13 protein-coding genes and 1 pseudogene are annotated in these 18407 nt (G+C 73.9%); 9 read left to right on the top strand and 5 right to left on the bottom strand.

The features are described 5' to 3' along the window. Positions 1–90 precede the first annotated feature (90 nt). Positions 91–1248: an ROK family transcriptional regulator gene (locus OG462_RS08840; RefSeq protein WP_406056133.1), complete on the top strand. Its 1158-nt coding sequence runs from the start codon at positions 91–93 to the stop codon at positions 1246–1248. Positions 1249–1354: 106 nt separating this feature from the next. Here the strand turns inward: OG462_RS08840 and OG462_RS08845 are convergent, their stop codons facing one another. Together OG462_RS08845 and OG462_RS08850 are read right to left on the bottom strand one after the other, a co-directional pair. Beyond that, entirely contained in the window at positions 1355–2095 is a 741-nt protein-coding gene (locus OG462_RS08845; protein WP_406056135.1) for a GntR family transcriptional regulator, read from the bottom strand. 313 nt (positions 2096–2408) lie between these two features. Next, positions 2409–3302 carry an RNA polymerase sigma-70 factor gene (locus OG462_RS08850; RefSeq protein WP_406056137.1) on the bottom strand — a complete coding sequence of 298 codons (894 nt, stop codon included), beginning with the start codon at positions 3300–3302 and terminating at the stop codon, positions 2409–2411. Between the two features lie 122 nt (positions 3303–3424). On the opposite strand from OG462_RS08850, the gene OG462_RS08855 reads away from it, so the two are divergent. Beyond that, positions 3425–4258, top strand: coding sequence for an alpha/beta fold hydrolase (locus tag OG462_RS08855; protein WP_406056139.1), 834 nt, complete (start codon positions 3425–3427; stop codon positions 4256–4258). A gap of 96 nt (positions 4259–4354) precedes the next feature. On the opposite strand, the pseudogene OG462_RS08860 reads toward OG462_RS08855, so the two are convergent. Further along, positions 4355–5143, bottom strand: a pseudogene (locus OG462_RS08860) (EamA family transporter); the annotation flags it as partial. A 48-nt stretch (positions 5144–5191) separates the two neighbouring features. Then, complete coding sequence (locus OG462_RS08865) at positions 5192–6235, bottom strand: helix-turn-helix domain-containing protein (protein ID WP_406056141.1); 1044 nt, start codon at positions 6233–6235, stop codon at positions 5192–5194. Between the two features lie 91 nt (positions 6236–6326). Between OG462_RS08865 and OG462_RS08870 the strand changes: the two genes are divergently transcribed. The 6 genes from OG462_RS08870 (at position 6327) to OG462_RS08895 (ending at position 16703) form a co-directional block, all read left to right on the top strand. Continuing rightward, positions 6327–7358 (top strand): saccharopine dehydrogenase family protein, encoded by a 1032-nt coding sequence (locus OG462_RS08870; protein ID WP_406056143.1) that lies wholly within the window; start codon positions 6327–6329, stop codon positions 7356–7358. 149 nt (positions 7359–7507) lie between these two features. After that, complete coding sequence (locus tag OG462_RS08875) at positions 7508–9070, top strand: PLP-dependent aminotransferase family protein (protein WP_406056145.1); 1563 nt, start codon at positions 7508–7510, stop codon at positions 9068–9070. Positions 9071–9211: 141 nt separating this feature from the next. After that, a complete protein-coding gene (locus tag OG462_RS08880; RefSeq protein WP_406056147.1) occupies positions 9212–10825 on the top strand; it encodes an alkaline phosphatase D family protein in 1614 nt (537 codons plus the stop codon). Positions 10826–10895: 70 nt separating this feature from the next. After that, positions 10896–12341, top strand: coding sequence for an SWIM zinc finger family protein (locus OG462_RS08885; RefSeq protein ID WP_406056149.1), 1446 nt, complete (start codon positions 10896–10898; stop codon positions 12339–12341). A 59-nt stretch (positions 12342–12400) separates the two neighbouring features. Further along, a complete protein-coding gene (locus OG462_RS08890) occupies positions 12401–15160 on the top strand; it encodes a DUF6493 family protein (RefSeq protein WP_406056151.1) in 2760 nt (919 codons plus the stop codon). A gap of 88 nt (positions 15161–15248) precedes the next feature. Then, positions 15249–16703 carry a GNAT family N-acetyltransferase gene (locus OG462_RS08895; protein ID WP_406056153.1) on the top strand — a complete coding sequence of 485 codons (1455 nt, stop codon included), beginning with the start codon at positions 15249–15251 and terminating at the stop codon, positions 16701–16703. Here OG462_RS08895 and OG462_RS08900 read toward each other — a convergent pair. Further along, positions 16600–17841, bottom strand: coding sequence for a trans-sulfuration enzyme family protein (locus OG462_RS08900; RefSeq protein WP_406056155.1), 1242 nt, complete (start codon positions 17839–17841; stop codon positions 16600–16602). The two genes, OG462_RS08895 and OG462_RS08900, sit on opposite strands and share 104 nt — an antisense overlap. A 59-nt stretch (positions 17842–17900) precedes the next feature. Between OG462_RS08900 and OG462_RS08905 the strand changes: the two genes are divergently transcribed. After that, positions 17901–18398: an Lrp/AsnC family transcriptional regulator gene (locus OG462_RS08905; protein WP_406056157.1), complete on the top strand. Its 498-nt coding sequence runs from the start codon at positions 17901–17903 to the stop codon at positions 18396–18398. Positions 18399–18407 lie beyond the last annotated feature (9 nt).

Consider the following 18407-nt stretch of genomic DNA (forward strand, 5'->3'; position numbering starts at 1 on the left):
CATCCGCTGCGTGGCGGGGGCGGCACTCGCCGCGACCGTGCCCATTGAGTACCATCCGCCGAAGAGGTGCACGAGCTGGGAGGACACACTGTGGGGCGGCTGACCGGCGGGGATCCGTCTCTGCTGCGGCGGATCAACTCCGCGGTGGTACTCCATGCGCTGCGCGGCGCCGACGCGCCCACGCTCACGGATCTGACCCGGATCACGGGCCTCTCGCGGCCCACGGTCGAAGGGGTCGTCGAGGGACTCATGGAGGGCGGTCTCGTCGTCGAGGCGGCGCCCGAGGAGGGCGAGGCCCGGCGGCAGGGGCGTCCGGCGCGGAGGTTCCGCTTCCGCGCGGAGGCCGGTCATCTGCTCGGCATCGAGATCGGCCCGCACCGGGTGGCCGCGCTGCTCTCCGGTCTGGACGGACGGATCATCGGCGCCGGATCGCGCGAGGTGTCGGAGACGGCGCCCGAGGACGAGCGCCTCGACCGGGTGCGTACGGTCGTGGCCGACGTACTGCGCAGGGCCGGGGTCGCCCGGTCCAATCTGCGGGCCGTCGGCGTCGGCACCCCCGGCATCGTGGAGGCCGACGGCACCGTCCGCCTCGGTACGGCCCTGCCGGGCTGGACGGGCCTCGCGCTCGGCGAGCGGCTGCGGCGCTCCTTCAAGTGCCCGGTGATCGTGGAGAACGACGCGAACGCGGCGGCCGTCGCCGAACACTGGAAGGGTGCCGCGACCGACTCCGACGACATCGTCTTCGTCCTGGCCGGGCTGAGCCCGGGCGCCGGTTCGCTGATCGGCGGCCGGCTGCACCGCGGCTTCGGCGGCGCGGCCGGCGAGATCGGCGCCCTGCACCTGCTCGGCCGGGGCGTGACCCCCGAGCACCTGCTCTCGACGACGGACGAGCCGCTGCACCCGCTGGACGAGCAGGCGGTCGCCGAGGTCTTCGCGCTGGCCCGCAAGGGCGACGCGCGCGCGGAGGCGGCGGTGGAGCGGTTCATCCAGCGGCTCGTGCACGACGTGGCGGCACTGGTGCTCGCGATCGACCCCGAGCTGGTGGTCGTCGGCGGCTGGGCGGCCGGCCTGGACGGCGTACTCCAGCCGCTCCGCAAGGAGCTGGCCCGGTTCTGCCTGCGGCCCCCGCGGGTGGTGCTGTCCCTGCTCGGCGAGGCCGCGGTGGGGACGGGCGCGCTGCGGCTCGCCCTCGACCATGTCGAGGAGCAGCTCTTCGCGGTCGACGGCACGGTGACGGCCCGCCGCTAGGGAGTCCCTTGCGACGGGCCGCTGCCCGCGGGATCGCGGGGTGTGCTGCTCGTGGGTGAGCCGCGCGTGACGTGTGCCGCTCGTGACGCGTGCTGCTCGTACGGCGTTACGAGGCCATGACCAGGTCGACCGAGTCGCCGAAGGTGAGGCGGCAGGTGTCCGCGCGGTAGGTGGCCACGGAGACGGCGGCGGTACGCCCTCCGGAGAGGTAGCGGGTCGTCACGACGAGCACGGGCGCGCCCGGCAGCCGGTCGAGCTCCTTGGCGTCGTCGGCGCGGGCGGAGCCGAGCTCCACGGAACGGTCCTGGCCGTCGAGGGCGAGGTGCTGGAGTTCACGCAGCACCACGCGGGCGCGTGCGGGTCCGGCAGGCGCGTCGATGGCGCTGAGGCCCGGGACGGAGCCGGCGGGCACGTAGAGCAGCTCGGCGGCGACGGGCTGGCCCTGGCTGACGCGGAGGCGGCGGACGATGTGCACCGGCTCCTCGGCACCGCTCTCCAGGACGCGCGCGACGGCGGCCGGAGCCACGTCGGCGGCGGAGTCCAGGGACTGCCAGGCCTCGTCACCGACGCCCGGCCAGGCGTGCTGGGTGGTGGAGACGTCGACGCCGACGCGCGGCGGGGCGACGGTGGTACCGACGCCGCGACGGCGCTGCAGGCGGCCTTCCAGCTCCAGCTGCTCCAGGGCCTGGCGGAGCGTGGCACGGGCCACGCCGAAGCGGGCCGCCAGCTCGCGCTCGTTGGGAAGGATCTCCCCGACCGCGAAGTCCGAGTCGAGCGCTTCGCCGATGACTGTCTTGAGGTGCTGGTACTTCGGCTCCGGTACCGATGCCAGCTGCGTGGTCCCCACCCTGATCCTCCGCAATTCGCCGTGTCCCGCGGCGTTTTTCCGCGCCCTTGTTTATTAAAGGTTCCTGCACTAACTCTGCGACCATAAGGCGAGCCCCTCCCTTGGTCAAGACCAATCCTCTACCGAACGCCCCCGAATGTGACCCTCTGACCTAGATCGTTCACAGGACGTTCGCGCCCCCGTGAGCCCTGCGCAGCAAAAGACCCCGCCTCCGGGGTGGGAGGCGGGGTCGGTTCCGGCCGATCGGCGCGATCAGGCCGTTCTGCCGCGCGGGTGGGTCTCGGAACTACCGCGCGCGGGGGTCTCGGACGCGTCAGAGACCGGCGAGCCCCTGGAGCTTGTCGGGGTTGCGGATGATGTAGACGCACTGGATGCGCCCGTCGCGCACCTCGACCTGGAAGAAGGAGTCCGGCTTCCCGTCGACGAGGGCGAGCAGGGCGGGGCCGCCGTTGAGTTCGACGAAACGGAACTCGAAGAGTTCGTCCGCCCCCCGGGCCGTGGCGTGGAGGAAGCGGCCGACCTTGTCGGCGCTCTCGATGATCCGCAGCGGGGCCTTGGACTTGCCGCCGCTGTCGCCGACGAGCCGCACGTCCGGGGCGAGCAGGGCGAGCAGCCCGCCGAGGTCGCCGCCGGCCGCGGCGGCGAGGAAGCGCTCGGTGAGGTCGCGGCGCTCGGTCGGGTCGACGTCGTAGCGCGGCTTGCCCTCGTCGACATGACGCCGGGCGCGCCCCGCGAGCTGGCGTACGGCCGCCTCGGAGCGGTCCAGGGCGGTGGCGATCTCCGCGTACGGGAAACCGAAGGCCTCGCGCAGCACGAAGACGGCCCGTTCCAGCGGCGAGAGCGATTCGAGGACGACGAGGACGGCGAGCGAGACGGAGTCGGCGAGCAGGGCGCGCTCGGCCGTGTCGGGTGCGGTCGGGCCGAAGTCGGTGACGACGGGCTCGGGCAGCCACGGGCCGACGTAGGACTCGCGGCGCACCTGGGCCTGCCGGAGCCGGTCGATGGCGAGCCGCGTCGTGATCCGTACGAGGAAGGCGCGGGGCTCGCGGACCTCCGCCCGGTCCTCTGCGGTCCAGCGCAGCCAGGCCTCCTGGACGACGTCCTCGGCGTCGGCGGCGCGGCCGAGCATCCGGTAGGCGACGCCGAGGAGCATCGGGCGGTGCTCCTGGAAGAGTTCGGTCAGGGTGTCGGTCGTATCGATGGGCACACCTCCATCCCAGCTCACCTCGGTGGCGCTGTCCAGTTTCGGACAGGGGCTTGAACTCCCGGCTACTGATCGGTAATTCTCATTGACGGGACGTCTAAAACGCTTCAGGACAGGGAGTCCGCATGCCCGAACGGATCGCGTTCACGATCGAGACCCCGGCGGGCCCCCGCACGGCGTCCCTCACGTACGAACGCCGGGGCGCGGGCGAACCCCTGCTGCTCCTGCACGGCATCGGGCACCACTGGCAGGCCTGGGAGCCCGTCCTCGACGTCCTGGCCACCGAGCGGGACGTGATCGCCGTCGACCTGCCCGGCTTCGGCGCCTCCGACGAACTGCCCGACGGCTGCCCGTACGACCTGTCCACCGTCGGGAGCGTGCTCGGCGCCTTCTGCGAGGCCCTCGGCGTCGAGCGCCCGCACGTGGCGGGGAACTCGCTCGGGGGGCTGCTCGCCCTGCAGCTCGGCCGGGAGAAGCTGGTGCGCTCGGTCACCGCCCTCTCCCCCGCCGGATTCTGGTCGGAGGGCGAGCGGCGGTACGCCTTCGCGACGCTGCGGGCGATGCGGGGCGCGGCCCGGTCGCTGCCCGTGCCGGTCATCGAGCGCCTCTCCCGTACGTCCGCCGGGCGCACCGTGCTCACCAGCACCATCTACGCGCGCCCGGGACGTCGTTCACCCGAGGCCGCCTACGCCGAAACGCTCGCGCTGCGCGGGGCCACCGGGTTCCGGCAGACCCTGGCCGCCGGCGGGAGCGTGCGGTTCCGCGACGACGTCCCCGCGGTACCGGTCACCGTGGCCTGGGGTGCCCGCGACCGGCTGCTCCTTCCCCGGCAGGGCATCCGCGCCAAGCACACCATCCCCGGCGCGCGCCTCGTCCGGCTGCCCGGCTGCGGTCATGTGCCCATGAACGACGACCCGGCTCTCGTCGCGCGCGTCGTCCTGGACGGCAGCAGTATCTGAGGCCTGCCGGGTCCTTCGGGCGAAGAGGCCGGTGCCCACGGCGGCGCCGGCCCCCACCAGCAGGCTGCCGACCGCCTGCGGGAGGCCGAAGGCGGCGCCCGCGACCAGGGCGGCGCTCAGCGCCGCGGCGACGGGGATCGCGCCGGTGAAGAGGGTGGCCCGCTCCATGCCGACCCGCTGGACACCCATGTAGAACAGGACGAACCCGACCACGGTGGCCAGGGCGGCCTGCCAGACCAGGGCGCCCGCCTCCACCGCGGTCGGCATCCGGACGAGGCCGGCCCCGTCCACGACAAGACCCACGAGCGCCGCCTCGGCCGCGCCGACGCCGCACACGGCGGCCGTGAGCAGCTTCGGCCCGAGCAGCCGGAGGACCGGGACGGCCAGCACCGTGAACCCGACCTCGCCCGCGAGCGCGGCGACCGACCAGCCGATCCCGGCCAGGTCCGTACGCCCCCAGCCCTGCACCGTGAAGGCGCCCGCGGCGACGAGCAGCGCCCCGTACAGCACGGCGGGGGCGGGCCTGCGGCCCTCGGTCAGGGGGACCAGGACGGCGACGACGACCGGGGCACAGCCGACGAGGACGCCGGGTACGGCCGGCTCGGCGGTCCGCTCGGCGGCGAGGATCGCCAGGTTGAAGCCGACCATGCCGACCCCTGCGAGGGCGGCGAGCCGCAGCCAGTGACGGACGGTCAGGATCCGCAGCGGGGCGAGCCCGGCACGGCCGAGCAGCGGGAGGAGGAGCAGGCAGGCGGCCCCGTAGCGCAAGGCCTGGCCGCCCGCGTACGGGTAGGCGCCGAGGAGGCTGTTGGCGGTGAAGGAGGCGCCGACGAGGGCGTAGGCGAGGGTCACGAGGAGAGCTCCTCGCAGGGCGTTCGCGTTCATGCCTCCGACGCTAGGAAGCCGCGCGGCCCTGGTGAAGGTCCACTTCTGTCACGCCATCGGGGACCACTTCGGACTACGGGCGTCCTCCGGGCCGATGCCCTCGTCCGGGCCGGGGCCGTCCTCCGGGCCGGGGCGGGTCCGGGCGCGGAAGGTGCGGCGGTAGGCGTCCGGGGGCACGCCGACGGTGCGGTTGAAGTGCCGGCGCAGGGTCGTGGCGGTGCCCATGCCGGTGGCCGTCGCGATGCCCTCGACGCTGTCGTCGGTGGACTCCAGCAACTCCTGGGCGTGGCGGATCCGTTGGGTCAGCAGCCACTGCAGCGGGGTCGTACCGGTCACCGATCGGAAGTGGCGGCCCAGGTTGCGCGAGCTCATCCGCGCCCTGCGGGCCAGGTCCTCCACGGTCAACGGCCGGTCGAGCCGTTCCATCACCCAGGGGAGCAGATCGCCGAGCGGATGGTCGTCCCGCGCGGGCACCGGGGTGGTGACGAACTGGGCCTGGCCGCCCGCGCGGTGCGGCGGGACGACCAGGCTGCGGGCGATCGTGTTGGCGACCGCCGAGCCGTGGTCGAGGCGGACCAGGTGCAGGCACAGGTCCATCGCGGCGGCCTTGCCGGCGGAGGTGAGCACCCGGCCGTCGTCCACGTAGAGCACGTCCGGGTCGACCTCCACCCGGGGGTGGCGGGCGGCGAGTTCCTCGGTGTGCGCCCAGTGCGTGGTCGCGCGCCTGCCGTCGAGCAGCCCTGCGGCGGCCAGCACGAACGCGCCCGTGCAGAGGGACGCCACGCGCGCGCCTGCCTCATGGGCCGCGCGCACCGCGTCGACCAGCCCGGCGGGCGGGGCCTCGTCGGTATCGGCGAGCGCGGGAACGATCACCGTGTCGGCGCGCGCCAGCCGGTCGAAACCGCCGTCCGGCTCCACCCGGAACCTGCCCATCCGCACCGCGTCCGGTCCGCAGAGGGCGATGTCGTACCAGGGACCGCTCACACCGGACGGGGCGGGGCCGAAGACCTCGTACGCCACGGACAGCTCGAAGTGCCGCATTCCCTCGGTGACGGCCAGCGCGACAGTGTTCACGTCCGTAATTGTACGCATGATGTCGTTCCGGACACTCGTGCGGGACGCCCGTCGACGCCAGGATTGCCACAAGAGATCAGTTCGGGTCATGCGAGAACAGGGAGAAGTCATGGAAACGGGGCTCACGGTCGCGGTGTTCGGCGCCTACGGACACACGGGGCGGTTCGTGGTGGCGGAGCTGCTCGCTCGCGGGTTCGTCCCGGTGGCCGCCGGCCGCGACGCGGACAAGCTGCGGGCCCTCGCGGAGTCCCATCCGGGGCTCGACGTCCGGCCGGCGTCGGCCGACGACCCCGCGTCGCTCGACCGCGCGCTGGCCGGTGCGGCGGCCGTGATCAACACCGCGGGGCCCTTCGCCACGACCGGCGCCCCCGTGATCGAGGCGGCCCTGCGCGCCGGGATCCCGTACGTGGACGTGGCGGCCGAGATCGAGGCCAACGTCGACACGTTCGCGCAGTTCACGGACCGCGCCCGGGCGGCGGGAACGGTGATCGTCCCCGCCATGGCCTTCTACGGCGGCCTCGGCGACCTGCTGGCCACCGCCGCGATGGGCGACTGGACGACGGCCGACGAGGCCCACATCGCGTACGGGCTGAGCAGCTGGCACCCCACGGCCGGCACCCTCGCCGCGGGCAAGGTCTCCCGAGAGCGGCGGAACGGCCGGCACGTCCGCTACACCGGGGGGCGACTGGAGTACCACGACGACGAGTTCGCGGTCCTGGAGTGGCCCTTCCCTGCCCCGATGGGTCCCCGGCCCGTCATCGGCGAGTTCACGATGGCCGACGTCGTCACCATCCCGAGCCATCTGAAGGTGCCCGAGGTGCGCACGTACATGGCGGTCGACGCGGCCCAGGACCTGTCGGCGCCGGACGCGTCGGCACCTGCCGCGATCGACGAGCTCGGCCGGTCCGACCAGACCTTCCTCGTGGACGTCGTCGTCCGCTCAGGCGACGCGGAACGCCGGGCCGTCGCGGTCGGGCAGGACATCTACGCCGTCACCGCGCCGCTCGCGGTGGAAGCGGTCGAGCGGATTCTCACCGGCCGGACCAGGACGACGGGCGTCGCCTCGGCCGGCGAGATCTTCGACGCACCGGACTTCCTCGGCGCGCTGTCCGCGCACCTGACGGTCGAGGTGCACCAGTGACGGTTTCCCTCGAAGGTCCGCGTCGGTGAGGTTCGCGCCGTGGCCGGCGCCCCATCGGCCTCGGCATCATGGGGCATCGGCATCATGGGCATCGACCGGGACAGATCGGGGAGGCCCGGCAACCGGACGGCGAGAGGGGGCCACAGGGAATGAGCAGCCAAGGACAGGCGGCCTGGGAGCTGCTCCTGCCGGCCGCCGCCGCCCCGGCGCGACGGCGCGGGCGGGCCCTCCAGGAGGCGCTGCGCGAGGCGGTGCGCTCGGGGCGGCTCGCGGCCGGGACCCGGCTGCCGTCGACGCGCGCGCTCGCGGCCGACCTGGGCGTCTCCCGGGGGCTGGTCACGGAGGCGTACGAACAGCTCACCGCCGAGGGATACCTGCGCAGCGACCGGGGCGCGGGCACATGGGTGGGTGACGCGGCAAGGGGGCGACTCGCCGGTGGGACCGGGGCGGCGGGGGAAGAGAGCGGCGGGCCCCGCCCGCTCGACGCCACGCGCGCGCGTGGAGCCCGGGGCACGTCCTCGGGCGGGCGCCGCGCGTATCCGCACCGTGCCCACGGCCAGGCCCCGGGGGCGCCCGACGTCCGGGTGGACTTCCGCCCGGGAACGCCCGACCTGTCGCTCTTCCCGCGGGCCGCCTGGTCGGCGGCGCAGCGCGCTGTCCTCGCGCGCCTCCCCCACCCGGCGCTCGGGTACCCGGACCCGCGTGGGTTGCCCGAACTGCGGGAGGCGCTGGCCGGGATGCTGACTCGGCGGCGGGGCGTGGTGGCCGATCCGGAGCGGCTCGTGGTCTGTTCGGGTGTGGCGCAGGCGTCGACCCTGCTCGGTTTCGTCCTGCGGGCGCGGGGGCTCGACGCGGTCGGCATCGAGGATCCGGGCAGCCCGGAACACGGTCGGCTGTTCGCGTCGACCGGTCTGGACACGGTGTGGCTGCCGCTCGACGAGGAGGGGCTGCGGCCGGAGCCGCTCGCCGCCTCCGGGATACGGGCGGTGGTCGTGACGCCCTCGCACCAGTTCCCGTCCGGGATCAGCTGGTCGGCGGAGCGCCGCACCGCGCTGCTCGACTGGGCACGGGCGGTGGACGGGTACGTCCTGGAGGACGACTACGACGGCGACTTCCGCTACGACCGGGCTCCCGTCGGCGCGCTCCAGGGTCTCGACCCGGAGCGGGTCGTCTACACGGGCTCGGTCAGCAAGTCGCTCGCGCCCGGTCTGCGGCTCGGCTGGATGCTCGTCCCCGAGGCGCTGCTCGCCGAGGTCGTCGAACGCAAGCGGACGATGGACCTCGGCAACCCCGTACTCGACCAGGCGGTGCTCGCCGAGTTCGTGACGCGGGGCGGGTACGACCGGCAGCTGCGCCGCTGCCAGCGCGCGTACCGGGAGCGGCGGGACGCCCTGCTCGGCGCGCTCGCGGAGCACCTGCCGGGGACCGGGGTGAGCGGCATCGCGGCCGGACTGCACGTCATCGCGCGCGTACCGGGGCGTTACGGGCCGCCGGAGCGGTTCCTCGCGCGGTCGGCGGAGGCGGGGGTGGCGCTGCGGCCACTTGAGGAGTACGGGACAGCGCGGCCCGGGGACGGGGACGTACGGCTCGTCATCGGGTACGCGCACCTGGCGCCGTCCGTCGTGGCGGACGGGATCCGGCGGGTGGCGGAGGCGGTCGGCCGGGGTGAGCCGTTCACCCCACCCGTGGCGGAGGCGGTCGGCCGGGGGTGAGCCGTTCACCCGGCCCGTGGCGTCGGAGGCCTTCGGCCCTCGGGTGATCTGTTCACGCGGGGTTCGTGTGGGCGCCGCCCCCGGCCGTTAGGCATGGGGCGACGCACCGCCCCCGCCCGGACAGCCCTCGGAGGCTCTTCCATGTCCCAGTCCGTACCCGGCAGTTCCCCCTCCCCCGCCCGCCGCAGCGTGCTGCGCGGTTCGCTCGCCGCCTCGGCGGCGCTCACTCTCGGCGGCACCGGTCTCGCCGCCCCGGCGTTCGCGCTGTCGGGCCGGCCCCGCGCCGAGTGGGGTGTGCAGACGGGCGACGTCACGACGTCCTCCGGTCTGGTGTGGGTGCGCTCGGACCGGCCGGCGCGCATGCTCGTGGAGACCTCGGCGAGCGAGTCGTTCCGGCGGGTACGCCGCCACCACGGGCCGCTGATCGGCTCGGGCTCGGACTTCACCGGCACCACCTCCCTGCGCGGTCTGCCCGCCGGCGAGCAGATCCACTACCGGGTCACCCTCGCCGACCCCGACGATCCGCGCCGGACGGGCGAGCAGATCGTCGGCACCTTCCGTACCGCCCCCGACCGGCGTCGGGACGGGGTCCGCTTCCTCTGGTCGGGGGACATCGCCGGGCAGGGCTGGGGCATCAACCCGGACATCGGCGGCTTCCGCGCGTACGAGGAGATGCGCCGCCTCGACCCGGACTTCTTCCTGTGCAGCGGCGACTCGATCTACGCCGACGGGCCCCTCCAGCCGAGCGTGACGCTGCCCGACGGGCGGATCTGGCGGAACGTCACGACGCCGGAGAAGTCGAAGGTCGCCGAGACGCTCGACGAGTACCGGGGCAACTTCCGCTACAACCTTCTCGACCACAACGTCCGCGCGTTCAACGCGCAGGTGCCCACGGTCATGCAGTGGGACGACCACGAGGTGCGCAACAACTGGTACCCGGGCCAGATCCTGGACGACGCGCGCTACGCGGAGAAGGACGTGGACGTCCTCGCCTCGCGTGCCCTGCGCGCCTTCGGCGAGTACACGCCGGTCTCCACCCTGCACGCGCGCGCGGGCGGGGGCCGGGGAGCGGGCGCGGGCTCGCGAACGGCCCGGATGCACCGCGTGGTGCGGTACGGGCCGCTGCTCGACGTGTTCGTGCTCGACATGCGCTCGTACCGTAACGCCAACTCCCCCGGGCGGCAGGCCGACGACACCACCGGCATCCTCGGTGCCGAGCAGCTCGCCTGGCTCAAGCGGGAGCTGGCCGCCTCCACCGCGGTGTGGAAGGTGCTCGCGGCGGACATGCCGCTCGGCCTGGTCGTCCCGGACGGCACGAACATCGAGGCGATCGCCCAGGGCGACCCGGGTGCACCGCTGGGCCGCGAGCTCCAGATCGCGGAGCTGCTGCGGTTCGTCAAGCACCGGCGGATCACCGGCACGCTGTGGCTGACGGCGGACGTGCACTACACCTCGGCGCAGCACTACGCGCCGGAGCGGGCGGCCTTCCAGGACTTCGCGCCGTTCTGGGAGTTCGTGTCCGGGCCGCTGGCCGCGGGCGGCTTCCCGGCGAACGCGCTCGACGCGACCTTCGGCCCGGAGCGGGTGTTCGTCCGGGCGCCCGACCGGGCCAACCTGTCGCCGATGGAGAGCCCGCAGTACTTCGGGGAGGTCGACATCGACGGCCACAGCGGCGAACTGACGGTCCGTCTGCGGGCCGAGGGCGGCACGGTGCTGTTCAGCAAGGTGCTGCGACCGGGTCGCGTCGGGCAGTAGCACCTGGTCAGAGGTGGTGCGGGACCCCGGTGCCGGGTGATTGTCAGTGCCGGGTCCTAACGTCGTTTCCATGACGCGATCCGTACAGGCACTCGCCTATGTCCGTCCTTCCGCGCTGGAGTCCACGGGCTCCGGCCGGCTGCTCGGTCTGGAGACGGCGGGGGGACTCACGCCCCGGGGGGCCGAGGCCCATCCCCGCTTCTTCTCCGGCTTCCTGGCCTCGCCGCAGGTGGCCGCCCGCGGTCTGCTCGCGGTCGCCGATGTGGCCGCGGCCCGCTACCACCAGCGGATACGGCCCGGGTCGCTCGACCCGGTGGTGACGGGGAACGGGGACCGGCTGCGGTTCGAGTCGTTCTCCGGTTGCGGCGGGGTGTACGCGCGCCTGGACGTGCTCGACGAGGGGCTCGGCGGTACGGAGACGGGGCACGGCACCACCAACGTCGATGTCAACAACCCGCTGCGCGAGGCGCTGTCGCGGATGTCGGGGGACGATCCGCTGCATCTGCGGGTGGGTCCGGAGGAGATGGCGGTGACCACGCTCGCGGGGGCGGTCGTGGAGAAGAAGGTCCCGCTGCCGGACCGCTGGCTGCGGGGCTTCGCCGAGGCGCAGGTCGCCTCCGCCCGGTTCGATCTGCGGGCCGAGCTGAGCGGGACCGAGGCGGTCCGCTTCCTCCGGTCCCTGCCGCGCAACCAGGCCCGTGGGCGCGGTCCGCTGTGGATCACGCAGTCCGGCCGGACCCTGCGTCCGACGACCCGGCCGGGAGCCGGCGCGGTGTGCCTGCCGGGGCCGGACCGGCTCGTCGCCCTGGAGCGGGTGCTGCGGCACGCGACGGGTCTGCGGGTGTACGGGCCGGTGCCGGACGGGACCCTGGCCACGGCGAGCGCCTGGGAGGTGATCCTGCCGGGCATGCGGCTCACGCTGACGCTGTCGCCGGACCCCGCGCGGGGCTTCTCCGGCGAGGGCGGGGTCCTGGAGGCCCTGGCGACGGAGGAGGCGGCGCAGGACGCCGAGCTGGTCGCGGTCCTTCTCGCCTGGGAGCCCCGGATCGACCCGGCCGACCTCGCGGCACAGGCGGGGCTCACCGTCGACCGGGTGCGGGCGGCGCTGACCCGGCTCGGCACGGCCGGCCGCGTGGGGTACGACGTGGCGGACGCGGCCTACTTCCACCGGGAGCTGCCGTACGACGCGGACCGCGCCGAGCGGCACAACCCGCGCCTGGTGAGCGCCCGTCGGCTGGTCGCGGAGGGCGCGGTGACCCTCGAAGGCGACCTGGCGACGGTGGCCTCGGGCGAACGGCGCTACCGGGTACGGGAGTCGGACGGGGTGCTGAGCTGCACCTGCCAGTGGTGGGCCGACTACCGGGGACGGCGGGGGCCGTGCAAGCACGCACTCGCGGTCCGGATGGTCCGGCGGGGCGCGACGGCCGACCGCGCCTGGGGCGATGTCGGGGTCGATGTCCAGGTCGAGGCCGGGGTCGAGGCCGGCGGGGCGACGGGCGCCGGGGCGGCGCGATGACGGGGAACGGCGGGGCGAGGGGGAACGACGCGGTGACGGGGAACGGCGGGGGGACCGGGGTGGCGAACACCCTGGTGAACAGGGTGATGGACAGCATGATGATCAAGGTGAGGAACACCATGGCGCGTGGGGCGGGGACCGACACGGGGAACGATGCGGGGAGCACGAGCGGCAAGGCGGACGACACCCCGGTCGAGAAGCTGATCGAAGCGGTGCGCGCGGGGCGCGCCCACGAGGTGCCGAGGTTGCTGGAGCCCCTCGACGCCACCGCCCGGAAGGCCGCCCTCGCGCAGTTGAAGGCGGTGCGCTCCGAGGTTCGCGCCTGGGACTGGAAGCGGTGGAACGAGGCGACCGCCGTCCGGCGCGCCCTGTACGTGGCGGGTGCCGGCTGTCAGACCGGCGCGGCCGCGGCGGCGACCTGGCTCGGTGGGCGGGACCTGCTGAGCTGGCGCTCCGAGGACGGCGTCCTGGTCCTCTCGGTGCTCGCCGACCGGGACCGGGCGTGGACGGCGGACGTGGCGCACCGGCTCGCCGCGCGCCCGACCGTGGCGGAGAACAGTTACGGCCTGATCCACGGACTCGTGGAGCGCTCCGGTTGCGCGGTGCCCGCGACCGACGGCTATGTCCTCGCCTGGACCCGGCAGATCACCGACTCGCGGCTTCTGGAGCGGCTCCGGGAGGACCCGCACACGCCGGTGCTCGTGCCGCACGCGCTCGCGATGGCCGAGACGCCCGACCGGCTGACCTGGTCGGTCGGCCCCGAGGCGCCGACGCACTGGCCGACCGCGTTGGCGACCCTCGTCACGGAGGGGGTGCTCGACCGGGCCCAGGTCGTGGACCTGTGCGTCTCCCGGCTGCTGCGCGGCGGTCGTGCCCGGGACCTGCGGTTCCCGCTGGACGTACTGCGGCTCGTCGAGCCGAACGCAGCCGAGCGCCGGGAGCGGGTCCCGGACTGGATCGGGATGACGGCCGACGCGCCGTCCCCGGTCGCGGGGTACGCGCAGGAGGTCCTGGCGGGCCTCGCCGCCGAAGGGGCGCTGGCGACCGGGGCGCTGGTCGAGATGACGGGCGGGGTGCTGTTCCGTACCGAGAAGAAGCTGGTGCGGGCCCAGTTGACGCTGGTCGGCAAGGTGCTGGCGCGGGAGCCGGGTGTGGCGGACGAGCTGCTGCCCGCCGTGGCGGAGGCCTTCGGGCACGAGGACACCACGATCCAGGAGCGGGCCCTGAAGCTGGTGGGCCGTCATGTGGCGGCGGTGGACGCCTCCGTACGTGGTGAGCTCGCCGAACAGGCCGGTCTGCTGAGTCCGGTGCACCGTCCGACCGCCGTCGAGCTGTTCGGGGAGGCCCTGGAGGTGGAGTCCGGGACTCCGTACGAGGAGATCCTGCCGCCGGTGCCCGAGCGGGAGGCGGTCGCTCCGCCGGCGACGACGGTCGAGGCCCTGGTGGAGGAGCTGCTGACGAAGGGGCAGTCCCAGGACCCGTCCGCGTTCGAGCGGACGCTCGACGGTCTGGTGCGGCTCGCGCGGCGGGACCGGGCGGGGCTGGAAGCGGCGGTGCGGGAAGCGTTCCCGACGGAGCACTGGCAGCACCAGCACTACTTCACCCACGACACCCATGGGGCGGAGGTGGTACTCGCGGGGCTGCTCGGGCTGCTGCCGGGGTGGCGCGTCGACTCCGGCCGGGCGAAGGGGAACGACCGGAATGCCTGTCACCACGAGGCGCTGTCGGGGATCCTGAGCGCGCGCCTCTGGGAGGCCGCCGGCCTGGTGGGCACGGACGCGCTGCCGTTCCTGCTCGCCGCACCGACCGTGCACACCGGCGAGATCGCCCCGCTGATGCTGGTGGAGCGGCTGAGGGTCTACCGGGACGCGGGCGTCGAGCCCGCCCCGGCCGACTTCGCCCAGGCTCTGCTGCGGGTCGGGCGGATGGACTCGTCGGCCGGGCGGGCGGCCGAGGAGGCGGAGGCGCTCGGCACGCGGGCAGGGCGGCGGCTCGCCGCGTGGCTGCGGACGGAGGAACCCCTGGGGGTGAGGGTGCGGCTCCTCGCCAGGGGGAAGGACCGGGCCTCGCAGAAGTGGTGGCTGACGGACCGGATCGTCGTCGAGATCGACGGGCGCGCCGTGGTGCGCAAGGAGTTCCCGGCTGCGTTCCGGTGGCTGGGCGGCGAGTTGCAGGCGACTCCTCGACGCTGTTACCACTGGGTGGACACGCGGGCGCACTGGGCCGCGGCATTGCCGGTCGACCGTGAATTCGTGGCGACCTGCGTCCTGTCCTCCCTCGCTTCGGGGGCCGACGGGGACCAGCGCGGAATGACCGAGCCGCTCACCGCGCTCGCCGAGGCCGGCGGTCCGGTCGGCCGGGCCGTCCCTCTCGCCCTGGCGTTCGGTCTGGGCTGCCAGGACCCGGACGACCGGCTGCGCGCGGTGGACGCGCTGCTCGTCCTGGCGTCGCGGGGCGACCTGGATGCCGGGCGGCTCGGCACGGAGCTCGCTTGGCTGGTCGCGGAGGGCTCGGTGAAGCCGAACCGGCTGGCGGACGCGCTCCGGACGACGGCTGCCACGGGTGCGTACGCCACGGTCTGGGCGGTCCTGGAGCCGATGCTGCCGGAGCTGCTCGGAGCGGAGAAGCCGATACGTGGCCTGGGCGAGGTGCTCGCGGTCGCGGCGGACTGTGTGGAGCGGTGCGGGGCCGGCGGCGAAGTGGCCGGGCTCGACGTGGTGGCCTCGGCGCGCGGTGCCTCGCAGTTCGTCGTCCAGGCGAAGCGGCTGTCGAGCGCGCTCCGCCAGGGGGTCGATCAACCTCTGACAGAAACGGTCTGAATCGTTCTTTAAGCCGCTAGATGGGCGCTTAACCCGTCAGTCACAAAGCGTTCGTGATCACGCAACACCACTGGGTCACAGTGAGGTCATGACCGATGTGACGTCTTCGAAGAGTGCCCGCCGTCCGCACCACTGGCGGCACGACCTGATCGAGCTCGCCGCGCTGTTCACCGCAGTGGTGGTGGCCGACACGATCGCCAAGACCATCGCCAAGGGGCCCGACGGCCCCTATCTCCTGGTGTTCTCGGCGATCGCGCTGGCCGCCACCGCCGGCTTCCACACCTGGTGGGCGCGGAGGCACAGTCATGCGAGCCATGCCCCGCCCGCCGGTGACACCGGCGGGCACTCCACCGTGACCGTCCCCGCGAAGACCGAAGGGGAGCACGGGGAGGCGGGGTCCGTGGTGCCCGTCGAGACCGCGCTGTGGCGGATGCGGACCACCGTCGCGGACACGCCGGGCAGCCTCGCCGCCCTGTGCACGGTCCTCGCCCGTCTCGGCGTGGACATCCTCACCCTCCAGACGCATCCGCTCGCCGACGGCACGGTCGACGAGTTCCTGCTGCGCGCCCCCGCCGATCTCTCCGCCCACGCCCTCACCCGTGAGACGGCGGCGGCCGGCGGCCGCGACACCTGGACCGAGCGGGCCGATGCCCACGACCTGGTGGACACGCCCACCCGGGTCCTCGGCCTGGCCACCCGTACGGCGCTCGACGCGGCCGAACTTCCGCTCGCGCTGCGCCAGCTCCTGGGCCGCTGCACCCTCCACTCCGTGCCCGCCGTCTCGCTCACCGGCCGTCCCACCGGTGAACACGCCCCGGTGGAGGGCGTCCTGGAGGAGACCGTGATGCGGCTGCGCGACCCCAACGGCGGCACGCTCATCGTGGAGCGGCCCTACCTCCCCTTCACTCCGACCGAGTTCGCCCGGGCCCGCGCCCTCGTGGAGCTCGACGCGCGCCTCGGCCACCGTGTCCCGCGCAGCCAGGACGTGCTGACCCTGCCCGAGGGCAACGAGATCACCGTCCGCCGCGCCGACCAGCGCGACCTGTCCGCCGCGCGTGCCATGCACGACCGCTGCTCGGCCCGCACCCTGGGCCTGCGCTACCACGGCCCCGTCGGCGACGCGGACCGCTACCTCGACCATCTGCTCAGCCCCCGCTTCGGGCGCACCCTCGCCGTGCAGACCACCTCAGGCCGTCTGGTCGCCCTCGGGCATCTGCTCTGGGACGGCGACGAGACGGAGGTTGCGCTGATGGTGGAGGACGACTGGCAGCGGCGCGGCATCGGCTCCGAGCTCCTCGGCAGGTTGGTGGCGATGGCCGAGGAGGCCGGCTGCGCGAGCGTGTACGCCGTGACCCAGTCGTCCAACACCGGGATGGTGGCCGCCATGCGGGCGCTCAACCTGCCCCTCGACTACCAGATCGAGGAGGGCACCCTGGTGATCACAGCCCGGCTGGCCTCGGCACCGCGACCGGCCGCCCGCCCGCAGCACCAGGAACAGCCGCAGGAACTGCCGCACGAAGGGGTGCGGCGGGCGGAGCGCTGAGCGCCTGGGTCAGGTCCCGCCACAGGTCCTCGACGTCCTCGAGACCGACCGACATCCGCAGCAGGCGGTCGCTGACGCCCGCCGAGCGCCGGTCTCCCTCGGCCACGATGCGGTGGCTTATGGAGGCCGGGTGCTGGATGAGGGTGTCGACGCTGCCGAGGCTGACGGCGGGGGTGATGAGCCGGACGCCGGCGATGACGTCGTGCGGGTCGCCGTACACCTCGAAGGCGATCATGGCGCCGCCGATCCGCGGGTAGTGGACCCGCGCGATCCGGGGGTCGGTGGCGAGCCGTCGTACGAGCTCCGCCGCCGTGCCGGACGCCGCACGCACCCGTACCGGCAAGGTGGAGAGACCGCGCAGCAGCAGGTATCCGGCGAGCGGGTGCAGCACTCCGCCGGTGGCGAAGCGGACCTGGCGGAGGGTGCGGGCGAACTCCTCGTCGCAGGCGACGATGCCGCCCATGACGTCGCCGTGTCCGCCGAGGTACTTGGTCGCGCTGTGCAGGACGATGCGGGCGCCCTGCTCGACCGGACGCTGGAGCACGGGCGTGGCGAAGGTGTTGTCGACCAGGAGCGGCACGGAGCCGCAGGAGTGGGCGAGGGCGCGGATGTCCGCCTCGGCGAGGGTCGGGTTGGCGGGGGACTCCACCATGACCAGGCCGGTGTCGGGCCGGATCGCCGCCGCGACGCCCGCCGGGTCGGTCCAGGTCACCTCGGTGCCGAGCAGCCCGGCGTCCAGGAGGTGGTCGCTGCAGCCGTACAGCGGACGGACCGCGACGACATGGCGCAGGCCCTGGCTCGCCCGGGCGAGGAGGACGGCGGTGAAAGCCGCCATGCCGCTGGCGAAGGCGACGGCCGCCTCGGCGCCCTCGAGGCGGGCGAGGGCCTCCTCGAAGCGGGCGACCGTGGGGTTGTCGAGCCGGGCGTAGACCGGCGGCCCGTCGAGCCGGGCTCCGGTGGTGGCGAACTCGTCGATCCGGGCGGCCTCCGCCCGGGCGTCGTACGAGGGGTAGGTGGTGGACAGGTCGAGCGGCGGGGCGTGCAGACCGAGCGAGGCGAGGTCTTCGCGGCCGGCGTGCACGGCTTCGGTGGCGAGGGCTCTCGGGGTGGCCGAGGGGCCGTAGTCCATGGCGTCCATGGCGGCACTGTGAACGGATACCGGGAAGTAGCGGGAAATCGCCGTGCTACGTTCGCCAGATGGCCGATTCTGTCGTACTGGACGCGGTCGATCTGCACATTCTTCGCCTCCTGCAGAACGACGCCCGGACCACCTACCGTGAGCTCGCCGCCGAGGTCGGAGTGGCACCCTCCACCTGCCTGGACCGGGTGGCGCGTCTCCGCCGCACGGGTGTGATCCTCGGACACCAGCTACGACTAGATCCGGCCAAACTCGGCCGAGGGCTTGAAGCACTCCTTCTCGTCCAGGTCCGGCCGCACCGGCGGGAACTCATCGGTCCGTTCGTCGACCGGATCCGGGCCCTGCCGGAGTCCCGGGCGCTCTTCCACCTGACGGGACCCGACGACTACCTGGTGCACGTGGCCGTCGCGGACCCCGCCGACCTGCAACGACTCGTACTCGACGAGTTCACCTCACGCCGCGAGGTGGCACGCGTCGAGACCCGGCTGATCTTCCAGCAGTGGGAGTGCGGCCCACTTCTCCCGCCCTCTTCGAGCCCCTCCTTGTCAGCCGACTGAACCCTGACG

The sequence above is a fragment of the Streptomyces sp. NBC_01077 genome (assembly GCF_045162855.1).
Lineage (GTDB): Bacteria > Actinomycetota > Actinomycetes > Streptomycetales > Streptomycetaceae > Streptomyces.